The sequence below is a fragment of the Pseudomonas sp. TE36184 genome, from assembly GCF_054060055.1.
This window is the reverse complement of sequence record NZ_JBSSCU010000001.1, coordinates 128470-147718: the sequence shown is the minus strand read 5'-3', so window position 1 is coordinate 147718 and position 19249 is coordinate 128470. Positions and strand designations below refer to the sequence as shown.

General features: G+C 58.7%; 18 protein-coding genes and 4 pseudogenes. 7 read left to right on the top strand and 15 right to left on the bottom strand.

Annotated elements, in window-relative coordinates; translation table 11 throughout:
• Positions 1 to 50: 50 nt before the first annotated feature.
• The 9 genes from ACVWZP_RS00775 to ACVWZP_RS00735 all read right to left on the bottom strand — a co-directional run bounded on the left by ACVWZP_RS00775 (position 51) and on the right by ACVWZP_RS00735 (position 6961).
• Positions 51 to 557 (bottom strand): hypothetical protein, encoded by a 507-nt coding sequence (locus ACVWZP_RS00775; RefSeq protein ID WP_079444284.1) that lies wholly within the window; start codon positions 555 to 557, stop codon positions 51 to 53.
• On the bottom strand, positions 554 to 1072 hold the full coding sequence (locus ACVWZP_RS00770) for a hypothetical protein (protein WP_104902808.1): 519 nt from the start codon (positions 1070 to 1072) through the stop codon (positions 554 to 556). Before ACVWZP_RS00770 ends, ACVWZP_RS00775 begins: the two co-directional genes overlap by 4 nt.
• The gene (locus ACVWZP_RS00765; protein WP_227778682.1) at positions 1069 to 1695 is read right to left on the bottom strand and encodes a hypothetical protein; all 627 of its coding nucleotides are present in this window, start codon (positions 1693 to 1695) and stop codon (positions 1069 to 1071) included. The genes ACVWZP_RS00770 and ACVWZP_RS00765 overlap by 4 nt, the downstream gene beginning before the upstream one ends.
• A 200-nt stretch (positions 1696 to 1895) precedes the next feature.
• Positions 1896 to 2828, bottom strand: a complete 933-nt coding sequence (locus ACVWZP_RS00760; protein WP_457369282.1) for a flavin-nucleotide-binding protein — start codon at positions 2826 to 2828, stop codon at positions 1896 to 1898.
• Positions 2829 to 2907: 79 nt separating this feature from the next.
• Positions 2908 to 3792 (bottom strand): LysR substrate-binding domain-containing protein, encoded by an 885-nt coding sequence (locus tag ACVWZP_RS00755; RefSeq protein WP_017847546.1) that lies wholly within the window; start codon positions 3790 to 3792, stop codon positions 2908 to 2910.
• Positions 3792 to 4712 carry a LysR family transcriptional regulator gene (locus ACVWZP_RS00750; RefSeq protein WP_108524989.1) on the bottom strand — a complete coding sequence of 307 codons (921 nt, stop codon included), beginning with the start codon at positions 4710 to 4712 and terminating at the stop codon, positions 3792 to 3794. Before ACVWZP_RS00750 ends, ACVWZP_RS00755 begins: the two co-directional genes overlap by 1 nt.
• A gap of 18 nt (positions 4713 to 4730) precedes the next feature.
• Positions 4731 to 5363: a glutathione S-transferase family protein gene (locus ACVWZP_RS00745; RefSeq protein ID WP_046382771.1), complete on the bottom strand. Its 633-nt coding sequence runs from the start codon at positions 5361 to 5363 to the stop codon at positions 4731 to 4733.
• A gap of 132 nt (positions 5364 to 5495) precedes the next feature.
• On the bottom strand, positions 5496 to 6287 hold the full coding sequence (locus ACVWZP_RS00740) for an ABC transporter permease (protein WP_017847549.1): 792 nt from the start codon (positions 6285 to 6287) through the stop codon (positions 5496 to 5498).
• Positions 6284 to 6961 carry an ABC transporter ATP-binding protein gene (locus ACVWZP_RS00735; RefSeq protein WP_457369281.1) on the bottom strand — a complete coding sequence of 226 codons (678 nt, stop codon included), beginning with the start codon at positions 6959 to 6961 and terminating at the stop codon, positions 6284 to 6286. Before ACVWZP_RS00735 ends, ACVWZP_RS00740 begins: the two co-directional genes overlap by 4 nt.
• A 256-nt stretch (positions 6962 to 7217) precedes the next feature.
• Here ACVWZP_RS00735 and ACVWZP_RS00730 point away from each other — a divergent pair, with 256 nt between their 5' ends.
• The 3 genes and pseudogenes from ACVWZP_RS00730 to ACVWZP_RS00720 all read left to right on the top strand — a co-directional run bounded on the left by ACVWZP_RS00730 (position 7218) and on the right by ACVWZP_RS00720 (position 9882).
• Entirely contained in the window at positions 7218 to 8423 is a 1206-nt protein-coding gene (locus ACVWZP_RS00730; RefSeq protein WP_457369280.1) for a DUF1835 domain-containing protein, read from the top strand.
• 185 nt (positions 8424 to 8608) lie between these two features.
• Positions 8609 to 8809, top strand: a pseudogene (locus ACVWZP_RS00725) (IS5/IS1182 family transposase); the annotation flags it as partial.
• Positions 8810 to 9162: 353 nt separating this feature from the next.
• The gene (locus ACVWZP_RS00720) at positions 9163 to 9882 is read left to right on the top strand and encodes a hypothetical protein (RefSeq protein WP_457369279.1); all 720 of its coding nucleotides are present in this window, start codon (positions 9163 to 9165) and stop codon (positions 9880 to 9882) included.
• A gap of 235 nt (positions 9883 to 10117) precedes the next feature.
• On the opposite strand, the gene ACVWZP_RS00715 is transcribed toward ACVWZP_RS00720, so the two are convergent.
• The 4 genes and pseudogenes from ACVWZP_RS00715 to ACVWZP_RS00700 form a co-directional block, all read right to left on the bottom strand.
• Positions 10118 to 11008, bottom strand: coding sequence for a DMT family transporter (locus tag ACVWZP_RS00715; RefSeq protein WP_457369278.1), 891 nt, complete (start codon positions 11006 to 11008; stop codon positions 10118 to 10120).
• A 17-nt stretch (positions 11009 to 11025) separates the two neighbouring features.
• A complete protein-coding gene (locus tag ACVWZP_RS00710; protein WP_457369277.1) occupies positions 11026 to 12138 on the bottom strand; it encodes an ornithine cyclodeaminase family protein in 1113 nt (370 codons plus the stop codon).
• A 611-nt stretch (positions 12139 to 12749) separates the two neighbouring features.
• Entirely contained in the window at positions 12750 to 13664 is a 915-nt protein-coding gene (locus tag ACVWZP_RS00705; protein WP_046490617.1) for a LysR substrate-binding domain-containing protein, read from the bottom strand.
• A gap of 75 nt (positions 13665 to 13739) precedes the next feature.
• Positions 13740 to 13835: pseudogene (locus ACVWZP_RS00700) on the bottom strand (IS5/IS1182 family transposase); the annotation flags it as partial.
• Between the two features lie 34 nt (positions 13836 to 13869).
• Between ACVWZP_RS00700 and ACVWZP_RS00695 the strand changes: the two are divergent.
• Positions 13870 to 14097: pseudogene (locus tag ACVWZP_RS00695) on the top strand (DUF1835 domain-containing protein); the annotation flags it as partial.
• A gap of 43 nt (positions 14098 to 14140) precedes the next feature.
• Here ACVWZP_RS00695 and ACVWZP_RS00690 read toward each other — a convergent pair.
• Positions 14141 to 14425, bottom strand: a pseudogene (locus ACVWZP_RS00690) (Hcp family type VI secretion system effector); the annotation flags it as partial.
• A 110-nt stretch (positions 14426 to 14535) separates the two neighbouring features.
• On the opposite strand from ACVWZP_RS00690, the gene ACVWZP_RS00685 reads away from it, so the two are divergent.
• From ACVWZP_RS00685 to ACVWZP_RS00675, 3 genes are all read left to right on the top strand, one after another.
• Positions 14536 to 14895, top strand: a complete 360-nt coding sequence (locus ACVWZP_RS00685; protein WP_227778686.1) for a hypothetical protein — start codon at positions 14536 to 14538, stop codon at positions 14893 to 14895.
• Between the two features lie 147 nt (positions 14896 to 15042).
• Entirely contained in the window at positions 15043 to 16488 is a 1446-nt protein-coding gene (locus ACVWZP_RS00680; protein WP_457369276.1) for a PAAR domain-containing protein, read from the top strand.
• Entirely contained in the window at positions 16485 to 17099 is a 615-nt protein-coding gene (locus ACVWZP_RS00675) for a hypothetical protein (RefSeq protein WP_046382761.1), read from the top strand. Before ACVWZP_RS00680 ends, ACVWZP_RS00675 begins: the two co-directional genes overlap by 4 nt.
• Before the next feature lie 23 nt (positions 17100 to 17122).
• Here the strand turns inward: ACVWZP_RS00675 and gspD are convergent, their stop codons facing one another.
• Complete coding sequence (gspD, locus tag ACVWZP_RS00670) at positions 17123 to 19246, bottom strand: type II secretion system secretin GspD (RefSeq protein WP_457370381.1); 2124 nt, start codon at positions 19244 to 19246, stop codon at positions 17123 to 17125.
• Positions 19247 to 19249: the final 3 nt, after the last annotated feature.

Below are 19249 nucleotides of genomic sequence, written 5' to 3'. Positions count from 1 at the left end.
TGTTGGCGCCGCAGGGGTTGCCGCTGCGGCGCCGAACATCCCTCACCGGCTCACTGATAGGGAATCAAGCGATCGCGGTCCAGGTCTCGCATCAGGTCGCCGAGCATTTCACTCTCGCTGCGCGGTTCGGTCATGGGGATGTACCAAGTCGTGGCCGTCCAGCCGCCACGCTTGTAGGCATAGGTTTTCAGCAGTTGACCGTCCTTGAACACCGAGCCATGCAATTGCCGCTCGTAGGTGTAGGGCACTGGCACGGTCAGCAGCGTCAGAGCGCCGAGTACTGCGGGGAGCACTCCGGCCCCTTTACCGCCACTCTGGTCGACCAACAGGCTGTAGCCGGTCTTGCTGAAACCACCGTCGAGAAAACTGAAGGCGCCTGTATCACGCAGCAACTGGATGACTTCGCGCTGCTTTTGCTGATCGAACCGGGATTCGGGCGGCGGCATGGTGACGCTCATCGGCACATAGGCGCGCTGGGCTTTGTAGTCCAGGGGTTTGAGGGCGGTGCCGCAGCCGCCGAGCAACAGCACGGCAGCCATTAAGGTGATCCTGATCATTGCGTGTGCTCCACAGGCAGTAGGCCATCACGTTGTACATCCTGGGCAAAGGCGCGGGTGATACGGTTTACGTTCTCTTGCTGCATCCCGCCGCTGCCATCGAGCAGCCAAGTGTATTTGTGGGTCACGTTGCGATAGCTGTATTGCTTCAACAGCTTTCCATTCTGTTGCAGGGAAAACTCGGTGGTGGTGTCGATACTCTGGGACAAGGGCAGCAGAAACAGCGTCGCCGTACTCAGCAGAATTACCGGGAAAGGTGGCAACTCGCGCTGGCTATTGAAGCGGATCAACACCGAATAATCCCCTTCCTTGCCTTGGCCGGTTTCGACACTGCGAAACACTCCGGTTTCGCGTAACTGGTTACGGATTTGCGCGGCATTCAGCGGGTCGTCGACCATGACATGGATCGGCTTGAGGTAGTCCTGACCGTCGGGCAACGCGCGCTCGGGCAGGGTATTGGTGGCCGCACAGCCAGTCAGCAGCGCCAGGACGCCCAGGGTAATAACGCGGTTCATGGACGCATCTCTTGAGGGGTGTTCTGGCCCGCAGCGGTAGACGGCGGCGCGATGATATGCGGGGCGGCGCTGCGATAATCCAGCGGTATCAACTCCAGCGCCGGCAAGCGCGGAACCGATTGTCGCGCGATCGGTTCATCGCGACCTTGCTGGTCGCGCCAACGGAAGGCGCACAGGGATGCCCCCAGGCACAGCGAGCGAAATTCACCGAGGTAATAGGCCTTGCCGGCTTGCAGGCGCATCGGCAGGTTGAACTTCTCCCGAGCCTGGACCGAGGTGTAAGTGGTGCCCAGGGTGGGTGAATAGGTGCTGGAGAAGAACTGGAAATCATAAAACTCATAATCTCCCGGTTTGAGCGGCAGCACGAACACACTGGCGACGCCGGTCTGGTCCTTCACATCCTGAGGCGTTTCCCGCCCGACACCGACCCATATACCCGCGGCCCCGAAGGCGGAGCCACGCTTGCGAAACAACAGGCGCTGGTTGGGTGCGGGAGACGCCTTGAGGTTCTGCGGGCCGATGGAGCCCACAAGATAAGCCACCGGTTCTTCGGGGCCGGGTTGCAGCGGCTGACTGACCAGCGACGCGGGCTGGGTACCGCAGCCCGCCAAGGCTGCAGCCATTAAGAGCAAGGCCAAAGGCCTGGAAAAGCAAAACATGTCGAATCCTGAACGCGGGCAAAAAGGGAGCTGCAGACGCCACAGGAAAGACATGCAATGAGCCATCCTGGCGCTGCGCCTCGCGTCACTGCGAGGGGGGCGAATGGTACGGGACGGATGAGGGTTTGACCACCCGCTCACCCCCCAGGCTTTCCAGCGCAGCCCTACCAACGCCCCGTCGCCAAGCTGTACGGCGAAAACTCCGCAAACCGCCACCTCAACGCCAACGCCGCCGGGCGGCGCACCACCTGCTCCACCGTGACCGTCCACAACCGCTGCGCGCCCTCGAACCGCGCCACCTCGGGGCCGTTGAGGATCAACGAAGTGTGCCCGGCCAGGTGCATCACGTCGCCCGATGCAAAGTCGATGAACAACAACCCCGCCACCGGGTTGGCGTGCAGGTTGCCCAGGGTGTTGAAGAACAGGTTGCCGGCAAAGTCGGGGATGGTCAGCACGTCGCCCTCCACGCGCACGAAGCCGCGGTTGCCGCCGCGATGGGAGACGTCCACCGAGCGTTCGCCGTCGATGTCCACATAGCTGGCGACGAAGAACGTGTCGGCGTTGCGGATCATTGCGCGCGCGGCGTCATCCAGGCGGCTGCTGCGCTCGGCCACGCCCCCGGGTTGGCGGGCGATCCCATCGACAGGGCGCAGTTGGATGTATTTGGGGCAATTGCCGAAGGTCTGGACCACATCGACCGCAAACCCCTCGGCATCCAGCGCGCCGACCCGGCCATTCAGGCGATTGCGGCGGCGCGTGTCGAGGTCGATGCCGAGCAAGCCGACGGCGGCCCCTGGCTGCAGGGCCGAGCGCGCCGGGTCGCCGCTGCCGGGCAGGCTGTCGATCTGCAAGGTGTGCGGGTCGGGTGAATGGGCAAACCCCGGCGCGCCTTCGATCATCGTCGCCCAGGGCATGCCGTGCGCGTCCACCATGCCGAGCATCAGGTACGGCAACAGCGGATAGAACCCTCGGTGTTGCTCGGGCAGATGATCGCGGATCACCTTGGCGCCAATCATGTCCATACGCTCTGCGGCGCCGGCGCTGGCTTGCATCTGCCGTTCGCCGGCGTGCCAGGGGGAGTGTTCGATCAGGTTCATGGCGATCACCTCGTGTCAGATAGCCAGATGCTGCGCCCCGCCACGCGGCGAGAGAATACCCACGTTCGGCAATCGAGCATTACGCCAACTGAAATGCCGGATGCTCGCGCAACGCCGCCACGCAGTGATCGACAAAACTGCGCACGCGCATCGGCGCCTGGCGGCCTTCGCGGTAGACCACGTTGACCGGCAACGGCGCCAGCTCGTGGGCGGGCAGGACGCGGCGCAATTGCGCGCTGACCAGGTGCTCGTGAACCGGGTAGCTCAGGCACCGGATGATCCCTGCGCCATGCACGGCCGCATTGATCGCACCTTGCACCGTTGTGCAGCGCAGGCGTGTACGCGCCTTGAGGTGGGTATGGGGGAAATCCCAGTGGACCTGATCGGCGCTGGCGATCAGGCGATGCTGCTTGAGGTCGTGCGGGTGCGCGGGTTCGCCGTGGGCCGCAAGGTAATCGGGGCTGGCGCAGAGGACCTGCCGCACCTGGCCGACTGGCCGCGCGATCAGCGACGAGTTGGGCAGCGCACCGACCAGGATCGCCACGTCCAGCCCCTCTTCGTGCAGATTCGGGTAATAGTCGTGGTAGCGGGCTGTCAGGTAAACATCGGGATGGCGATCCATATAACCGGCCAGGATCGGCGCCATCACATACCGGCTGAACAGAAACGGCAGGAACACCCGCAGATTGCCCTGGGCCTGCACATGCGAGCCGTTGGCCGAGGCTTCAGCGGCGTCCACGGCCGCCAGCAGGCGGACACAGTCGGCGAGGTAGGCACGGCCGGCTTCGGTGAGGCGGACGCCCCGCGTACTGCGTTGCAGCAACGCCACCTGCAGACGCGCTTCCAAGCGCGCCAACGCGCGCACCAGCGTCGCGCCGGACACCCGGGCGCTGCGCGCCGCCGCCGCCAGGCTCGGTTGCCCGGCCAGCGCCGCAAACAGCTGCATATCGCGATAGCGCTCCATCAGTTCGGCCGCTGCGACGCTGGGTTCAGGCCACGGTCCTGCGCGAAATGCTGGGTGAGGAAGTCGACGAAGGTCTGCACCTTCGCCGGTACGCGGGCGCCCTTCTGGAACACCACCTGGATCGGCAGCGGCGCGGGCTCGAACGCGTCGAGGACAATCTCCAGTTCACCGGCCGCCACCGCCGCCGCCACTTGATAGGACAGCACCCGGGTCATGCCCCAGCCGATGCGCGCCAGGTTGATCGCGGCGTTGTTCGCCGTGACCACCAGGCGCGGCTCGATGGGCACCGTCAGTTCCTGCTCGCCGTCGACGAATTGCCATGCGCTGATCAATTGGCTGGCCGACGACGTAGCGATTTTGGCCTCACGCAACTGCGTGGGATGTTGCGGCCGCCCGTGCCGGTCGAGATAGCCGGGCGACGCACACACCACCCGCCGCACTTCACCGACCTGGATCGCCTGTTGCCCCGGCTCCTGCAGATGGCCGATACGCACGGCCACGTCGACACCTTCGTCGATCATGTTCACCACGCGATCGACCAGCAAAGCGTTGATGTTCACCAGAGGAAAACGATCGAGGTACGCCCCCAGCAACGGCGCCACATACAGCTCGCCAAACAGCACCGGGGCGGTCACGGTCAGTTGGCCGCAGGGGATGGAATAACTGCCCGCCGCCGCTTCCTCGGCTTCATTCAGCTCGGCGAGGATGCGTCGACAATCTTCCAGGTAGCGCTGGCCGGCTTCGGTCAGGTGCAGGCTGCGAGTGGTGCGCGCCAGCAGTTGGGTGCCGATGCGCTGTTCCATCGCGGCAATCGCCCGGGTCACGCTGGGCGGCGAGGTTTTCAGGCGGCGTGCGGCGGCGGCGAAGCTCTCCTCCTCGGCCACCGCGAGGAACACCTGCATTTCATGAAAGCGGTCCATCGGTGTCCCTCTTGAAGGTTACTGTGATTGCAGGCCCACCGCCGTGCGTGGCATGCCGACAAACCCCGGCAAGGCTTCGATACTGGCCAGCCAGGCGCGTACTTGAGGGTAGTCGGCCAGCGACACATTGCCTTCCGGCGCGTGAGCCACGTAGGTGTAGAAAGCGATGTCGGCAATGCTCGGCTGCTCACCGACCAGGAAGCGGCTTCGGCCCAGCTGCTGCTCTACCAATTGCAACAAGGCGTGGGAGCGGCTGATGGCGGCGACGGTATCGACATCCGCGCCAAACACCACCGCCAGCCGCGCGGTCGCCGGCCCGGCGTGGAGCTGACCGGCGGCGGCCGACAGCCAGCGCTGCACACGCGCCTGCCCCAGCGGGTCGCTCGGCAGCCATTGGCCGTTGCCGTACTTGCTCGCCAGGTACAGCAGAATCGCGTTGGAATCGGCGAGTACGGTGCCGTTGTCATCGATCGCCGGCACCTGGCCGAACGGGTTGATCGTGTCGACGAATTCAGCGGTTTTGTGCGCGCCTTGCTTGAGGTCGACCAGGATGAATTCGCTGGGCAGACTCAACAGCGACAGCATCAGCTCGACCCGATGGGAATGGCCGGACAGGGGGAAACCATAGAGTTTGATCGCAGGCTGGGACATGAAAGGCTCCAAAGAAGTGGGGGTCTTGACGCCAGGCATGTTCCGCCGTGGCGCCTATCGATGGAATCACCAGGATTTACAATCGAGCATTTCACGCGGTGAAACAATCACCGACAGTCCATCGCCTGGCCGTCAGCGCTCTTGCAGCCGATCGCGCAAAAACCGATGGCTCCTGGAAAACAGGCGCCGGTAGGTGAGCAGCACCGCGCCGACCGTGCCCAACGCCGACGAAGCGGCGATCAGAAACATGATCACGATCTGGTAGCGCACCGCGTCCACCGGGCTCTCGCCCGCCAGCACCTGGCCGGTCATCATGCCCGGCAGGCTGACGATGCCGACCACGGCCATCTGGTTCAGCGTCGGGATCATCCCGGCGCGCACCGCCTGGCGGATCGCTTCCTGCGCCGCTTCCCAGCGTGAGCCGCCGAGGGCGAGGATCATCTCGATGGTGTTGCGGCCCGAGGTCAGTTCCTGGGTCATGCGCTCGATGCCCAGGGACACGCCGGTCAGGGTATTGCCGAGGATCATGCCGAGGATCGGGATCGCGTACTGCGGCTCGTACCATGGGTGGATGCGAATCACCGCAAACAAGCCCACCGCCGTGACCAGCCACGAACTACCCCACACCGACACGATGCTGTCGATCCGTTGCCCACGGTAAGTGCGCCGCCCGCGCCCCGCCGCCGACAGGCCGGCAATCAGGGTCATCGCGCACATCAGCGGCAGCACCACGTACCAATAGGCAAACGCGAACACCCAGCCCAGCAGGTAACCGATCGCCAGCAGTTGCACCACGGTACGCACGGCGGCCCACAGCAACTGGCGCTCCAGGCCCAGGCGCAACGCCAGCGACAGCGCGCCGTTGATCAGGATCAGCGCGGCGGCGATGGCCATGTCCAGCGCGGTCAGGTTCTGGTAGTTCATGCTTGGGTGGCTCCGCTCAGCACACCGGCGCTCATGTGCAGGTGGATGTCACTCATGCGTTGGGCCTGTTCCAGGTCGTGGGACACCCAGACATACGCGCGGGTCGGGTCATCGGCGAACCAGGCATCGATCAGCGCTTCGACATCACGCGAGGACGCGGGGTCGAGGGCGGCGGTGGGTTCATCCAGCAACAGCACCTCGGGGTTGAGCTGCAGGGTGCGGATCAACGCCACCACCTGGGACTCGCCGCCCGACAGGTCACTGGCATTTTTTGCCAGGAAGTCCGGCGACTTGCCGGCATGCTGCAGCAGCGCGGTGACGGTCGCCAGCTCGAAATGACGTTTACGCAGGCTCTTGAGGCTGAACGGGAAACGCAGGTTGTCCAGCACGGTGCCGTCGATCAGCGCCGGGCGTTGGGACAGGTAGCAGATGCGGCTGCGGTACTCGGGAATGTCTGCGTTAGCGATCGGCCGATGATTCCACAGGACCTGCCCCGATGTGGGCGCGTCCAGCAACGCCAGTGCGCGCAGGAACACGCTCTTGCCGGAACCGGACGCGCCGGTGATCGACACGCGGTCGGCGCGGTGCAGGGCGAAGTCAGTGGGCTGGAGCAAGACCACCTGGCGACGCTCATCCCGGCGCGCCAGGGCGCGGGTTTCGATCAGTGCGCTCATGGACGCGAGGCTCCTCATGTTTCGGTCAGGCGCAATGGTGAAGCAGGCGCGCAGGCTTTTCATAGCAAAAGTTCAAGCGATGGCGACCGGTCCCGTGGCGGGCGCCTTGCAATCACCCCCTGCCCTGCCTATATTTGCCGCCTGGCGCTATCTACGCCACCTTCCGCGGAAAGGGCTGCGCCCAAGACAGTGAAGCACTCAATCATTTCTACGACTCCCAACCTTAAAGCGGAAAAGGTGTGTGCAAGGAGCTCGTATGTCGCAACGCCGCGTATCCTCGACCACTGATGGCCGTCTCAACCTTGAGCAGCAGCGCAAGCGCGCCAAGGAACTGTTGCCGCGCCTGAAAAGCGAAAACCCCGACGCCACCTTGTCCCAGGCGCAATGGCAGATCGCCAAGCAGCTGGGTTTCAGCAGTTGGCCGCAGCTCAAGGCCCATGTCGACGCCATCGACTTCGCCGCCCGCCATCCCGATTTCGCCGCCAGCGATGAAGCCCGCACCAGCCATTGGCGCTGTGGCAACGACATTGCCCACAGCCTGCAACTGGCGGGGTTCAAGGGGCACTTCCAGATGCTCACCGACCCGCTGTGCATGGGCCCGGTTCGCGACCTGCCCCGCGAGGCATTCCGCGCCATGCGCAGCGCGTTCATCAGTCACGCCTTTGCCCTGGGCGAAGCGGATGTGGCGCGCCGTGTCGCCGACGAATACAACCAACTGGAAACCTTGGCCAGCGCCGAACACAGCGTGCTGTGGTGCGAGGCGGATGCGTATGACCAACTGTTCCTGATCCGCGCCCTGGCCGCTCTTGACCAGGCACCGCGCAAGCTGGAGCTGATCGAGGTGGACCGCATCCCGGGGGTAGAACGCTTTATTGGCATTGGCCAACTGGCCCCCGATGTACTGGCGTGGTTATGGCCGCAGCGGCGCCTGATCGATGACGAGGCGGTGCAGTTGGCCAAACAGGCGTGGTCGGCGTATTGCGCCAGTTCCCCCGTGCAGTGGGCGGAACTGGCCCACGGGACGCACACGGCGCTGCCCTTTCTTGCACGCGCTTTACTGCGCCAGTTGCAGGAGTTGCCCGGCAGTCAGGATGGTTTGTCACTGACCGAACGCCTGTCCCTGGCCTACATCGCCGAAGCCGGGCCGGTAGCGTTCGGGCGCGTGTATGCCGAGTTGATGGCCAAGCGCGAACCGCTGCCGTTCCTCGGCGACATGATGTTCCATGCACTGCTGCGGCCGTTGATCGACGGCGAGCATCCTTTGTTGACGGAAACCGAGGCCCATCTTGAATGGCCTCGGCGGATGCTGGCGCTGACAGCGCTGGGGCACACCGCGCTGGGCGGCGATGCTTATTGGCTGGACCACGCCAGCCATGAACGCTGGGTCGGCGGTGTTTGCCTGAGGCCCGGCCAATCGCATTGGGCCCTTGATGAACAGCTGTCGCCGGTATGGCGGCCTTGATTCGCGGAGGGGATTTCGTCCGGGCCGGACATAATATCTGTGAGGCCCAGTGCAAGGTGCTTTCAAGGTAATCACCACCGTCGATGACGACGAAGACTGGCGTCAAAAAGCGTTAAGGAAACTCTAAAAAAACTCCCAGATTTGGTGAAATACCCGCCTCGCACAAATCGAACGGTTGAGCCCCGATGAAACAGATGTCCTTCGCCGATGCCGGGTATGCCGACAAACGTAGGCAGACCCGCCATGAGCGCTTCCTGATCGAGATGGATCAGGTCGTGCCCTGGAAGGGCTTGATTGACCTGATCGAGCCGCATTATCCGAAAGGCGAAGGCGGTCGTCCGGCGTATCCGTTGCTGGCCATGTTACGGGTTCGCTTGATGCAGAACTAATGCGGACTGATCGCCCTGAAATACAGCGACCAGAGGAAAAAACCATGAATTAAAGACAGGAAAGGTCTGTTTTCGACCGACTCAGCATTTTTTGAACCTCAAGCAGCGAGAGCATCAAAAATCGATGAGTACTTCAGACCTTCCCTAAGGGCTGGAGGGCTTACGTTGATGACATTGCGCCTGATCATGGCCCTGCATTCGTAAAATGCCAGAGCATCGACCAATAGAGAAACTAATACCGAAGATAGCATTACTCCATTGCAGCCGATGCTGTCTTCCAATAAAAATTTGCGCTTGTTAAATCATCCTAAGGAGCAGGAAAACAAGTCTCTTGTTAGTACTGAGCGCATATGACAGACACACCCATTTACCCGCTGCTTATTGAACAAAACCACTCTGAAAATTACAGGGGAACACCAAAACTAGAGGCGACCCTCAAAAAGCATCTTATGAAGAAAACGCCTATCCGCACAGCACTCATATACTCTAACGCGGTACTTTTCATTTCGTTAGGAATCGCAGCGCTGCTCCTTGACGAAAACGGAACAGTGATTGCTGGAGAACAAACATTTGAAAATCCTATAGAAGCCATTATAACCAGCTCGCAAAAGTCGACCCTAAGTATAAATCAATCTTATAAAACTCACGATGCTTTAAAGGAGCTCTCTGATCATGGCATAGCTTTTGATATGTTACACAGCGACTCAGAAAGTCATTCCATTTGCTGCATTGATCAATGCGATAAATCTCTAGCAGAAAATATCTTAGAAAGATCGCAGCTACTTAGGCGCGAAAGATCCGCACTATCAGACAACGACCTCATGAGGGTAAGCACTATAGGAAACCCAACTCCTGCCCACCTCGACTCGATTGTAGAGATGATTATGTGTCATAGCGAGCTGCACAAATCCAAAGTATCCCACAGCGAGATCCGCAGAAGCGGCGTGTCTGTTACTGTTGAGGCAGAATATGCAAACATTTTGGCGCAGATGTTGCACGACAACCTCCAGAAGCGACCTGTGCATTCTATGCAGACCCGCACGGAGACTGTGGGGTGCGCGTTTTCTTGATGTCATCGCGAGCAGACTGCCGCGATTTAGCCAGTAGAGGGTAGAGTTTGGGTCGTCGCTTGATGGCCCGTGGCTCTATGCGGTTTGGGTGATTTCGACTTTCTGATCTTGGCGTTGTGGCCAAAGTAACCGTCCGGCCACACCCCAAGGCTTAGGGTTACGCACGTAGGGATCTGGCGGGGGGCAAGTAACTGCCATCCGTACCGGGACCTGTCCAAAGATTCAAACCCAAACTCTATTTTCGAAACCCGAAGATATAGATCATACCGCCGCTGGCCAGCACCATCCCGGCGACTTCGATCAGACTGGGTACTTCCGATAGCACGAAGATAGCCAGCACGGACGCTATGCAAGGGACCAGACCGCCAAAGATGGAGCCACGGGTTGCACCAAGCACTGTCACAGCCTTCGTATAGAACAGCAGGGCCAGAATCGCCGCAAATACGCCCTGGAATAGGGATTGGAAAACTATTTCAGAAACGGGTGCGGAGAGGATACCTGGGGTTCCCCAAATGAAATATAGAGGTAGGTAGAGCAACATGGAAATGACGGATACCAAAGCTGTGGCCTGGAACGCATCCACGTCCCATGCACGCGAGGCAATGGTATAGATCCCCCATAATGCTCCGGCAGCAATGAATAGCAGGTCTCCCAGCCAGGCCTGTCCACCGCTTTCCGACATGCTTTGCCACCCCGAAAGAGTCGCCCCTACCATGATGACAAAAATCCCGATCAGTACCGCTTTTTCCGGCCTGTCACGAAGGAAGAACCAGCCCCCAATTGTGGAAACCGCAATCATCGCACTGGGGATGAGAACGCCGGCATGTCCGGCGGGGGCATATGCCAATCCGAGGATTCCCAGAAGTACGTGCGGAATACCCTGCCCCACTGTAAGGACCAGGGTTTTCGGCAGACCAAGCATGCCTGTCCCTTTCTTTAGAACAAAGGGCAGCAAAATCAATCCGGCCACCATAAAGCGTAAGGCCGCGATGTCATAGGGAGACAGCGTTTTTTGAACCCCAAAACGGGAAAGAACAGGCCAGGCTCCCCAGATAAGAGCAGATAAAAACCCAAAGAACACTGCTACAGATAGTGCTTTTCTGTCTATCAGAGTTGCGCTTGTCATGGCCTGTCTTTCTCTACTCATGCTAATTTTAAGGTACGGTCGTGCACTGTATTCTTGACGGTATCAAGAGCGTTCGCGGAATTTGAGAAAAGATATGGGTTCATGGGGTCATCACATCCCGCTTCAATCAGGATCCGCTGACCAAGCCCTAGTCTCTCCGCCTGATCGATCAAGACCTCGGTCATTATCTGATCTTCCAATGAAATACCGGTGCTATCAAAGATGGTCTGTTTCATCTGATATTGGATATAGGCTTGCGGCTCTTTCACTATTTTGTGCAGCTCAGGGCCGATATAGCCGTATTCGTCTTTACTCAATTGCTGGCATTCACCTTCGTTAATGGCCTGTTCCAGATAATCCGTGACAAGGAACGAGCTTTTGAGCAGCTCTGTTGATAATTCATATTTGCGCGGCGTGTCGGCACCAATAGCATTGATGTGTACATGTGGTTTCATCCCGCCAGCGTGGAGAACCGGGCCTTCATCAAGGCCAATGGAGGTGGCAACACAGATGATGTCGGACTCTGCCAGTACCCTGTCTTTGGAAGCGATGATCGGTGTAATTCCCAGGGCGGATACCCGCTTGGCGAAAGTTTTTTCCACTGCGGGGTCAATATCGTGGATCAAGACTGCGTCAAAATCATAAATTCGACTGAGGGCATGGGCCTGGGTCACTGCCATGGCGCCAGCTCCGATCAGCCCAAGGGTTTTGCTTTCAGGATGAGCCAGCAACTTCGAAGCCACAGCGGATGCTGCGCCCGTTCGTACTGCTGTTGCAAATACTCCATCGATCACCGCAATAAGGTGGCCGTCCCTTACGTCATATAGGGAGTTAGTGGCCATGACCGTCGGCATGCCCCGGTTAAACGGATTTCCCGGATGGTAGCCAACAACTTTTAACGCGACATTTTTATCCCGGCGGTAAGCCGGCATAAACTCTATCAGCCCCATTTCCGGAGTTTCATAGACAAAACCGGTGCGCGGTTGTATTTCAACCTGGCCATCACCAAACACGTTGAGGGCATCACGTAGTTTTGCAATCGTTTCATCCATTAAAGTGTCGAGCCCGACGGCTGCGACAATTTCACCAATGTTTTCCTCAGAGAGGATAATAGTTGCTCGCTGTGCCACTTTGTCGCTCCTATATGTTCACATGATAATTGGTTTCAGTCTTATTCTGATGCTTGGTGCTGCGTACTTCGATTCGGCGGTATGCTGCGTTGAACGATCGAACCTCACCGGAAATTATCTTGGAATAGAAAGATCAATAGGATGACTCTATTACTTACATCTGATGTCTTCAGGCACGATGACCACTCATGGGGTGCCGACCATCGCGCGGAGGTATGGAGATGCAGCTTATGAACCATGCTGCCCGCGAGCCAGGTGGCTTCGATTGACGAGTATTACGCTCACATTGCGGCTTAGAAAATACGAGACTCTCAGGTTAGAGTCGATGGAGTAATTCTTCGATAGGCATTAGTTTTTCTAAATAGATGACATCGCCAACCTATCCAGCAACATCGCACAGCAGAAGACTTTATTCGCCTTGTCGTACCTGTGGACGGTGCAAAAATGGTTGTTGAATGCGGGAGAAGTGCGTCTCTAATGCGGACTGATCGCCCTGAAATATAGCGATCAGAGGAAAAAACCATGAATTAAAGACAGGAAAGGTCTGTTTTCGATCGACTTAGCATTTTTTGAACCTCAGGCAGTGAGGGCATCAAAAATCGGTGGGTACTTCAGACCTTCCTTAGCGAACAGGCCAAGGAACTCATTAGCCAATCTTCGAATTTTTCCAAAGCCACCATTTTCTGCGTGTACTCAGGCTTAAAAAAAGTGTAACAGTTATCCTCCGGAAAACTAGTATCCAGCACCCTTACCAGTTGACCACTTTGTAATTCGTGATCGACTAGAATTGACTCTGTTAGAGCCAGCCCATGACCATGAATGGCTGCGGTCAAAGCCAGGTGCCCTTCTGTAAAAACGATACTCGCCTTACCAAGGTCCAGGGACAAGCCTAAATCAGCAAAGACATTTTTCCAGCTTTTATGAAGTTTTCTATGACTTTCAATTTTCGTTTCATAACTGATCAATTTATGTTCACAAAGGTCGGCATACGTTTCAATTTTAGGTGTTTTTTTAATATATGCGGGACTTGCGACTATGATAACTTCTGAGCAGCCAAGCACTTTGCTATTTGATGGAAGATTTTCTCCCTTGCCAAATCTTATTGACGCGTCAATACCATGACTGCGAAAGCTTCTAACGTCACAAGACGCATCAATAACAACATTAAGATCCAAGTGTTTTTCGTAAAATTTATCCAGATTTGGAATAAGCCACTTTACGGCAAATGAAGGTGGGGCAGAAATAGAAAGTGTTGTTCTTTGCGTCCCGATGATCTCTTCCGCGACAGCGGCCAGTTCCCCTAGTGCTTTCTGAGCTACGCTGGCGAGCCGCTGGCCAGCCTCGGTTAGCGTTAGCCCTTTGGCATCCCTTATGAAAAGCGAGCAGTTCATGTAGTTTTCAAGAATCTTGATCTGCTGGCTGGTGGCTCCCTGAGTCACGCATAGCTCAGATGCAGCCCTGGTTACACTGAGATGCCTGGACACGGCCTCAAACGCTTTCACAGCATTGAGTGGCGGGGTTTTCATGGCTCAATCCTTAAGAATGTCTCGTATCCATCGAACAATCACGCCATCGACTCTAATCTAAGACTCCCCTGTTTCCTAGGCACTGTACGAAAAGTATTGCCGCAGACACCGCATGGCACAGGCCAACGAGACCATCGCCGCAAAATTTTTCGCGAGCTTCTGAAAGCGCGTAAAAAGATGTTGCGCTGCCGGTATTTAGGGGGACCTGCAGGATGGTTTGTCACTGACCGAACGCCTGTCCCTGGCCTACATCGCCAAAGCCGGGCCGGTAGCGTTCGGGCGCGTGTATGCCGAGTTGATGGGCAAGCGCGAACCACTGCCGTTCCTCGGGGACATGATGTTCCATGCACTGCTGCGGCCGTTGATAGACGACGAGCATCCTTTGTTGACGAAAACCGAGGCTCATCTTGAATGGCCTCGGCGGGTGCTGGCGCCCGGATGCGCAAAGACCCGCTATCCGGGCACAAGGTGCGGCTTCAGGCTTTAACGTTCTGCCGGATATTCCAGCCGAACTTCACTGGCCCACCGTCCTTGGCGCCGTCGGCCTTCTGCGGCTGGTAGCTGACGTCGACGCTGGCGAAGTTCAAGGCGATGCTGTCGTAGAGCGCCTCATCCTTACTTTCAGCAGCGGTGCCGTAGGACACCACCATGACTTCCTTCAGGGTGATCACCAGATACTCCACCGGGCTGGAACCGCCCGCCTTGCGCACTACCTGTCTTGCTTCGGGATAATGCTTGCCGGTCGCGCAGGCCATCATCAGCAGGCATCTTTATTGAAAACCATTGGGAATTCATCAAGCGGTACATGCCAGTAATCGGAGCAGACATTCTTGTCGCATGCACCTCAATAGGATTGACGGCGATCCTGACAATGCTCACCTATCTCTCGACGTACCCCATTGGTTTTGCTACCAAGACATCATTTTTCGGCGCTACGGGGCTTGGTGCAGTATTTGCCCTTGCCAAATACGAAGTGTTATACGGACGCATCCACTGGGTCTGGCTGAACATGGCGATATACCTCATCTGCCTGCTGGTATCACTTCCCGCAATCGCCTACCGCCCCAACGCTTATCTCTACTCCATGGCCCTCCTCAGCCCCCTGATCGGCCTCCTGATCCTCAACAGCAAGCGCTGCCGCGAACTGCGCCACACGATGCTAGAAATCCGCCACAAGCGCGAAGCCATCATCGCCACCCTGAAAAAACAAGGCCGCTGGAAATGGTGGTAACCCGCGCGGTTGCTGACACCACCGACTTTCGGCCGCACCAACCCGATAACCGAAGCAACCTACATCCGGCTCGGAAGCATCTGACTTCTCGCCCTCGCCTGCCGTGCCTAGCCTGCTGGTCCCTGCTAACAAAAGGACACGGCTGGCATGCGGCGCTATTTCATTACCCGAGGAGCCAAGACCACCGCTGGCGGGACCGTCGTCGGCGGTTTGACGGGCTTTCGCATCACCCAAGTGGACATCGCCCTTGAAGGTCATGAGGTGCTTTGCCCGGTGTGCAAAACCACCGGAGTCATAGTCTGTGTTGGCCCGCGCCTGGAGCAGTGGGCACTAGGGCGACGGGTGGCGCTCTCGGATGATCTCTGCCGCTGTAAATGCGACCCGCCCCCTCGCCTGCTGGCCGACCAGTTCGAGCGGTTTCAGACCCTTACCGCCGAAGACTCCGCGGCACACCGCCGAAGCGCGACCGCATCGGAAGCGCCAGCGCCAACACCCGCGAGAAATCCTACCCTGAGCTCAGCACCTTCCGCTTTCAGCGAAATACTCGAGTCAGCCTGCGAGCGCAATTGGCGCTTCTACCAGAAGCAGGCAGAAGACGTGATCGCCCCCGGCGGCAAGCTGATCGCCGACCCCAGGTTGCGCAACCGGCTCATCAACTCGGCGTATGCCCAGCTCTGGCGCCTCGACAACCGTTTTCAGTGGGCGGGCCTTGCGGCGTTTGCCTCCAAGCAAGTGGGGTGCGGTTTGCTGCACGCGGCAGAATCCATCGAGAAAATTCAGGCGGAATTTGAAGCGGCGGAGCAATTGCGAAGGAGTGCCCGGAAAGGGGTTTGGGGGTTGTTCAGCGCCGAGGAGCGTGAACGGCAGGCAAAGCTGCGGGAGTACGAGCGGCGCCTGCGGGAGTATGAACAGGCCAGCCGTAATAACCCGGTGCCGAATATTGACTGGCGGCAAGAGGGGGAGCCATTTTCAAGCGTGCAACAGATTTACCTGTATGTGTATGAAAGTTTGGCGATGGGCAATACCACGCTGTTTTTGGATGTGTTTCCGTTGCATGCCTTTTACAAGGAGCGGGGGTTGGCATTGTTGGAGAGATGTTTGCCGTTGCGCAAAAAAATTTATGGGTCAGGTCAACAATCAGTTATATGGCCTGTCGAACCGGAGATACTCGAGTTCGGTGATGATCACCAAGAAATCCTGCTCGCTTTCGAAGCCATAGACGCTGGCAATATCGCCAAAGGTGTTGAATATCTCGCAGCCCACGAGCAGCAGAATATCCTTCAACCGACCCTCTATAACGATACGAAACTGGTTGCCCTGCTGAGAAGTAACCACTTTTCCTACATTACCGACATACCGTCCGGAGCAGCCCAGGCAATCGAACTGACGCTTACCAGCCAATGCCATCCTGTCAATGACGGTCGCACAATTGCCTTTAGTAACAACCCATTCGCCAACCTATCCGATATCAATCAGCGTATGGCGTTTGTCCTCAAGGCCGCCGCGCAGTTTGACGACCTGCTAAATAGCACCGAAAGAAATCGCATAGAACAGGCGATTGAAGACGTCGCCGAAGGTCGGGGTATTCGATGAGCGGGCTCTCAAAAATGAGCTGGCGGCGTGCTGCTCTTGTACTGTTCGCCACTGTCCTGCTAACGGGAATAGCACGATTTTTCATCAGCGAACCAGAAATTGCACTGATGCTTGGCGAACCCTGGGAAGACATGCGTCAACGCTCCAGCGCATCCATCGACCCCGCCATTCCCGGGCACTATTGGTTCAGGCTCCCAAAATCTGAGGCTCGCCTTCGCTTTATCGATCCTGAATATGGATTCGTGACCCCCCAGGCTCGCTTCTTCACAGTGAGCTTCGAGAGTAATGGAAGGGTCAGCAGTGTCCGCATTTCCCCTCAGGTCGAACCGCTTTTGCTCGATGACACGCTTGAAGTCGTACTGGATTTACAAGAGCAATTGAGCAGGGGCGGTTGGCTACCCATCCGGATCAAGGACAATCCACCATTCGCAGACACGCCGCAATGGCGTGCCCAGTTGCGGGACGTGAACAAGGGGGGAACGTCGTACTGGCACGCTGGAACAAAGTACCAAGTCAGAATGGCGGTTCATCGTTTCAGGGACGACCGGCATCCGAATGAAGAGCGTTACCTGATCAAACTGCAACTGGCCACGCCATGGACACAGCCATGAAGCGGCATTCTGACCGCGCGCCTTCAGTTCGCTGGCCGCAGCAGCTGCATCTGCTGGCGATAGTCATCCGTCACCTGCCGCGCCTGGCTGCTGCTGGTGATCACCTTCGGCGTAATCAGCACAATCAGCTCAGTGCGGTCCTTGGATTTGCTGGTGTTGCCGAACAACCAGCGCAGGCCGGGGATTTTCCCCAGGTACGGCACGGCACTGACGCTCTCGCTGTTGTCCTGTTTGATCAACCCGCCGAGCAATACGGTCTGCCCGCTCTGCACGGCGACTTGCGTCGAGACTGAACGCGTGGAGATACGCGGATTCACCGGCGTGTCGCTGCTGCCGGTCTGGTTCTCGGCATCGCTGACCTGCTGCTGGATATCCATGTACACCAGGCCGCCCGGATTGATGCGCGGCACCACGTCCAGAATCACCCCGGTCTGCACGTATTCGACGCTGCTCAGGGTGGTGTCGGCATTGCCGGTGTTCACCGTGGTCTGGCTGATAGGAATGTTGTCGCCCACCTGGATCTGCGCCGGCTGGTTGTTCATCACCACCAGCGACGGCGCCGACAGCACCTGGGTGCGGCCGTTGGTTTCCAGGGCATGCAAGGCCACTTGCAGGTTGGAACTGACGAAGGAATAGAACAACGAATCCGACGCCCCCAACCCTGCCCCGCCACCGCCCAACGCGCCCTGGCTGCCGGAGGCGTTGGCGACTGTGGTGCTGGTGGAATTGCCGGCCAGGCGACCGAGGTACCACTGCACGCCAAGGTCCAGTTCACCGGTGAGTTTGACTTCGAGGATGCGCGTCTCGATCTGCACTTGCAGCGGCGGATTGTCGAGGCGTTTGATCGCGGTTTCGATCTCTTTCCATTGCGCCGGGCGGGTACGCACCAGCAGTTGGTTACTGCTTTTTTGCGCGGTGATGCGGGTGCCGGCTTCGAGGCTTTTATCCGGTGCCGGTTCGGACGCTTCGGCGACGGGCTCGGGCTCGTCGGCAGGCGGCGGCGTGTTCTGCAGGCCACCGGTATTGTTGTTGAGCGATGACAACGTGGTGGTGCGCAACCCCGGCGCGACCTTGGCCGGCGTATCGTCCTTGATCGCGCCGTTGCCGTAGATCTGGCGCAGGTACTTGGCCAGGTCCGAGGCCTTCATATTGCGCACGTCGTACACGTACATCTGCGGTTCGTTGCCGCCGCCTTCGTCGATGGTGCGAATCCAGTCACCCACCTCGCTGAGGTACTGCGGCTGGGAAGAAATCGCCACCACCGAGTTGGTCCGCTCGATCGGCAGAAAGCGCAGCATGCCCGCCAGCGGCATGCCGCTGTCCGGGCCGAACATGGCTTGCAGCTCGGGCATCAGCTCGGCCACCGACGCGCGTTGCAAGCCGAATACGCCCACCGACATGCCCTTGAGCCAGTCCACATCGAAGGTGTCGATGGTGGCCTGGTAGTTGGCCAGTTCTTCCGGGGTGCCGGCCAGACTCAGCACATTGCGCGCCGGGTCCACCAGCAGAAAAGCGTTTTCGCGGGCGAACGGCTTGAGCAGTTTCTGCATCTCGGTGACGGAGATATAGCGCAACGGAAACAGCCGCGCCGACAGGCCGCTGGACGGTGGCGCCAGGTTCATCTGCGGCACCAGCTTGCCCGCCACCGCCTGGTTGGCCGGCAGGATCACGTAGCGGTTGCCCTGTTTGATCATGGCGTTGTCGGTCCAGGACAACAGGGTTTCCAGGATCGACAGCGCCTGCTGTTTGTCCACCGGCTTGGAGGTGGAAAAGCTGACATTGCCTTTCACGCCTTGGGCGATGCTGTAGTTCTCGTGCAACAGGTCGCCCATCACGCTGTTGATCACCGCTTCGATCGGCTGGTCGGCGAAGTTGAACACGATATCGCCGCCCTGCTCTTTCGCCGGCAGGCTGGCGCTGGGTGGGCGCACGAATTGCTGGCTGCCCCGCCTCATCTGGCGTTGGGGCGCTACCTTCGCCGCGGGCTGCGGGCTTTGCGCGGCGGGCACCTCACTCGGCGGGCGTTGCGCGCCGGTGCCTTGCATGGCTTCGTGGAGTAACGCGTCGTCCGCGTCGAGGCGGTCGGGCAGTGAGCCACAGCCGCCCAGGGAGACGGCGGTAGTCAGGCAAAACAACGAGGTGCGCAGATC